Origin of the sequence: Methylobacterium sp. B1 (assembly GCF_000333255.1) — a bacterium.
In the GTDB taxonomy this organism is placed as follows: domain Bacteria; phylum Pseudomonadota; class Alphaproteobacteria; order Rhizobiales; family Beijerinckiaceae; genus Methylobacterium; species Methylobacterium fujisawaense.
Window position 1 is genome coordinate 1 of record NZ_BACT01000228.1, and the last position, 4,446, is coordinate 4,446.

3 protein-coding genes and 1 pseudogene are annotated in these 4,446 nt (G+C 70.1%); 2 read left to right on the forward strand and 2 right to left on the reverse strand.

Annotated features, from left to right (window positions below; all coding sequences use genetic code 11):
- Positions 1-542, forward strand: a 542-nt coding sequence (locus I53_RS06305; protein WP_043347976.1) for an ATP-grasp domain-containing protein, incomplete at its 5' end; no start/stop codon positions are given.
- 331 nt (positions 543-873) lie between these two features.
- The gene (locus I53_RS06310) at positions 874-1,746 is read left to right on the forward strand and encodes a tetratricopeptide repeat protein (RefSeq protein WP_043347979.1); all 873 of its coding nucleotides are present in this window, start codon (positions 874-876) and stop codon (positions 1,744-1,746) included.
- A 132-nt stretch (positions 1,747-1,878) separates the two neighbouring features.
- On the opposite strand, the pseudogene I53_RS06315 reads toward I53_RS06310, so the two are convergent.
- Together I53_RS06315 and I53_RS06320 are read right to left on the reverse strand one after the other, a co-directional pair.
- Positions 1,879-3,032: pseudogene (locus I53_RS06315) on the reverse strand (acyl-CoA dehydrogenase family protein).
- Positions 3,033-3,278: 246 nt separating this feature from the next.
- Positions 3,279-4,446: acyl-CoA dehydrogenase family protein (locus I53_RS06320; RefSeq protein WP_043347982.1), on the reverse strand; the 1,168-nt coding region annotated here is incomplete at its 5' end.

The following is a 4,446-nucleotide window of genomic DNA, read 5'->3' on the forward strand; positions in this document are numbered from 1 at the left end:
AGCGCGAGGTCTCCGTGGTGGGCGCCCGCGGGCGCGACGGCAGCTTCGCGGCCTACGACCTGTGTGAGAACGAGCACCGCGATCACATCCTCGCGCTGACGCGGGTGCCGGCCCCGGGCGTGGCCCCGGAGACGGGCCGCATCGCCCTCGAGATCGCCCGTCGGATCGCCGACGCCCTCGACTATGTCGGCGTCCTCGCCGTCGAGATGTTCCTCGTCCGCGAGGACGGGGCGGAGCGGCTCGTGGTCAACGAGATCGCGCCCCGGGTCCACAATTCCGGCCACTGGACCAGCGAGGGGGCGCTGACTTCGCAATTCGCCCAGCACGTGCGGGCCGTCTGCGGCTGGCCGCTGGGCGATCCGGGCCGGGTCGGCGGCCTGCCGGTGGAGATGCGCAACCTGATCGGCGCCCAGGCCGACGACTGGCACGCCCTGCTGGCCGAGCCCGGCGCCCATCTGCACCTCTACGGCAAGGGCGAGGCGCGTCCCGGCCGGAAGATGGGTCACGTGACCCGCCTCGGGCCCGTCCCGGCCGGTTCCTGAGGCTTCGAAGGCACACCTGCATCGCCGCATGGCGGTCGGAAGCCCGCCTGCGGCGTCCCGGAACCGTCGAGCCATACCTTCGCCACATCCCACCGCTTCCACCACAGCGTGGTCGGTTCCGAATGCTGTCGATCGATTCCGCCTGCACCGCCTTCGTCCCCGGGACGGGCGGGGGCCGGATCACGACGCGGCGCTTCTTAAGCCGGCCTTCACCGTGATGCGCGACGGTGCCCCGGATTCGGGCGTGCCCGGCGCACGGCGCGGGCTCTTGGACTGTGAGGGGCGAGGCGGGCACGCGCAAGGCGGGCGACGCCTCGGGGAGAGTGGGGCAATGAACGTACGCAACGGGCTGGGACGAAAGACGGCACTGATCGGCGCAGCCATGGTCTCGGCCGCCGGCCTCGCGGGCTGCGAGACCGTCGGGAGCGCGGCCGGCCCGCGGCAATACGCGGTCCTCGAGAAGGACACCACGGGGGCCACGAACGTCAACATCGCCTCCCTGACCGAGGTCGTGCAGCGCAACCCGAACGACGCGGCCGCCTACAACACCCGCGGCGCCGCCTATGCCCGCGCCGGCCAGTTCAACGATGCCATCGCCGACTTCACCAAGGCGATCCAGCTCGATCCGAACTCCGCCTCCGCCTACAACAACCGCGCCCTGGCGAGCCGCCAGATCGGCCGCGACGGCCCTGCCCTGCAGGACTTCACCAAGGCGATCGGGATCGATCCGAATTACGGCCCGGCCTATATCGGCCGCGCCAATGTCGAGCGCGCCCAGGGCAACCTCGACCAGGCGCTCAACGACCTCAACGTCGCGATCCGGCTGATGCCGGAATCGGCCGAGGCCTATCATGCCCGCGGCCTCGTGCGGCAGAAGCAGGGTCAGGACACGCAGGCGATCGCCGATTTCGACGCCGCCATCGACCGCGACCCCTTCAAGTCCGCGCCCTACGCCGCGCGCGGCCAGAGCCTGATCGCCACGAACCAGTACCCGAAGGCGATCGAGGACTACAACGCGGCCCTCAACGTCAACAACAAGGACGCCACCTCCTGGGCCTATCGCGGCCTGGCCTACGAGAAGTCGGGCCAGCGCAAGGAGGCGATGGAGAACTACCAGCGCGCAGCGACGATCGATCCGAACAATTCCGTCGCCCGCGCCGGCCTCGGCCGGGTGCAGGGCGGGGTCGGCTCGCTGTTCAACTGACCGCTCGACGGTCTGAAGGCGGTTTCACAAGGTCTCCGCCTCCCCTGCCTGGGGCGGAGACCTGTTCGTTGGGGTTTCACCCCGACACCCCACCAAAGGGCACGCCCTTTGGAAGCCCCTTGTCCGCGTGGGTTACGCCGCCAGCAGTCCGTTCGCGTCCTGCGTGATGCGGCGCAGGTGATAGGCGGTGTCGCCGAGCTGGTACTCGATCATGGCGAGCCGCTTGAAGTGGTGGGCGCCGATATACTCGAGGGTCATGCCGATGCCGCCGTGGAGCTGCACGGCCTCCTGGCCGACATACCGGCAGGCCTTGTTGATCTGGACCTTCACGGCCGATAGGGCCGCCGCACGCGCCGCCGCATCCGGCGTGTCGACCATCATGGCGGCGTAGAGGGCCATCGAGCGGGCCTGCTCCAGCTGGATCAGCATGTCCACCGCCCGGTGCTGCAGCGCCTGGAACGAGCCGACGCTGACGCCGAACTGCTTACGGGTCTTGAGGTACTCCACGGTGAGCGTGTGGAGCGCGTCCATGGAACCCACCGCCTCGGCGGCGAGGCCCGCGATCCCGTGCTCCACCACCCGCTCCAGCAGCAGCAGGCCGGCTTCGGGATCGCCCAGCGCCGCGTCGCCGGGCAGCTGTACCTCCGAGAAGGACACCTCCGCGGCCCGGCCGCCATCCTGCGTCGGGTAGGCCTCGATCGCGACGCCGGCGGCGTCGGCCGGGACCAGGAACAGGCCGATCCCCGGCGCGTCGCGCCGCTCCCCCGACACGCGGGCGGAGACCACCATCAGGCCGGCCGCGTCGGCGTTGGGTACGACGCTCTTGGCCCCGCTCAGCACGAAACCGTCGCCGGAGCGTCGGGCCGTGGTCGCCACGTCGGCGAGGTCATAGCGGGACTGGCGCTCGGTGTGGGCGAGGGTCAGGCGCAGGTCACCGGAGACCAAGTCGGGAACGAGGCGCGCCTTCTGCGCGGCGCTGCCGCCGAGCCGCAGGGCCGTCGAGCCGAGAACGAGGCTCGCCAGCAGCGGCTCGACCACGAGGTTGCGGCCGACCGCCTCCATGACCAGCATGGTCTCGACCGGGCCGCCGCCGAGGCCGCCGTCCTCGTCCGAGAAGGGCAGTCCCGTGACGCCAGTTCGGAAAAAGCCGCCCAGCCCTCCGCGGGGAAGCCGAGCGGCGCCCTGAGCCGCGCCTGCCGGCTTTCCAGGGACGGGTAGAGATCGGCGGCCAGCCGCTCGACGCTGTCGCGTAGGAGCGACTGGTCCTCGTTCAGATCGAAATCCATGGTGGTGTCCTCGGACGTTCCCTCCCCCCTCTGCGGGGGAGGGTGGCCCCTGCGTCAGCAGGGGCCGGGAGAGGGGAACCCGGCTGCAGGACAGGGCGCGACCGGCATGAAGGGCGTGCCGCGTCCTGAAACGTCGCTCCCCTCTCCCGACCCCCTTCGGGGGCCACCCTCCCCCGCAGAGGGGGAGGGAGAGCCGAGGCCGCGACCGCCGCGTTTCTCAAGCCTGCAAGCGGATCCGGGATCGTCTCACAAACCCAGAATGCCCTTGGCGATGACGTTGTGCTGGATCTCGTTCGAGCCGCCGTAGATCGAGACCTTGCGGTTGTTGAAATAGCTCGGCGCCGCCGCATCGACCCAGTCGAAGCCCCCGGGCAGGTTGTTGGCCCCTGCCCCGCGTGCCGGGGCGGCGAGCGCGAACGGCCCGGCGAGCTCCACCAGCAGCTCCGTCGCCGCCTGCTGGAGCTGCGAGCCGCGGATCTTGAGGAGCGAGGAGGCGGGGTCCGGCTCCACCGAATCCGCCCGGCCCTGCTTGGCCGCCACCCGCATCTGGGTGATCTCCAGGGCCTTCAGCTCGACCTCGACCTCCGCGACGCGGGACCGGAAGGCGGGATCGTCCCACATCGTGCCGGGTCCGGCCGGCATTTCCCGGGCGAGGCGCTTGATCCGGGCGATCCGCTCCTTGGTTAGCCCGATCCGGGCGATGCCGGTCCGCTCGTTGGCGAGCAGGAATTTCGCGTAGTCCCAGCCCTTGTTCTCCTCACCGACCAGGTTCTCGACCGGCACGCGGACAGAGTCGAAGAAGACCTCGTTGACCTCGTGCCGGCCCTCCAGGGTGAGGATCGGGCGCACGGTGATGCCGGGCGTCGTCATGTCGATGAGCAGAAAGGAGATGCCCCGCTGCTTCTTGGCCTCGAAGTCGGTGCGGACCAGGCAGAAGATCCAGTCGGCGTGCTGGCCGAGCGTCGTCCAGGTCTTCTGGCCGTCCACGACGTAGTGGTCGCCGTCGCGCACGGCCTTGGTCTTGAGCGAGGCGAGGTCGGAGCCGGCCCCGGGCTCGGAGAAGCCCTGGCACCACCAATCGTCGAGGTTGGCGGCGCGGGGGAGAAAGCGTTCCTTCTGGTCCTGCCGGCCGAAGGTCGCCAGCACCGGGCCGAACATGTAGCAGTTGAACTGCTGCGGCAGGGGTACCGCCGCCTGGAACAGCTCCTCCGTGTAGATGTAGCGCTGGATCGGGCTCCAATCCCGGCCGCCAAATTCCTGCGGCCAGTGCGGCACCGCCCAGCCCTTGGCGTTGAGGATCCGCTGGCTGGTGACGTAGTCGTCCTTCGAGAGGCTGCGCCCCTCCGAGACCTTTTTTCGGATCTCGGCCGGGATCTCCGTCCGGCAGAAGTTCCGGACCTCGTCGCGGAACGCG

Coding starts and splice junctions, on each gene's coding strand:
- I53_RS06310 (WP_043347979.1), top strand. CDS start 874: ATGAACGTACGCAACGGGCTGGGACGAAAGACGGCACTGATCGGCGCA.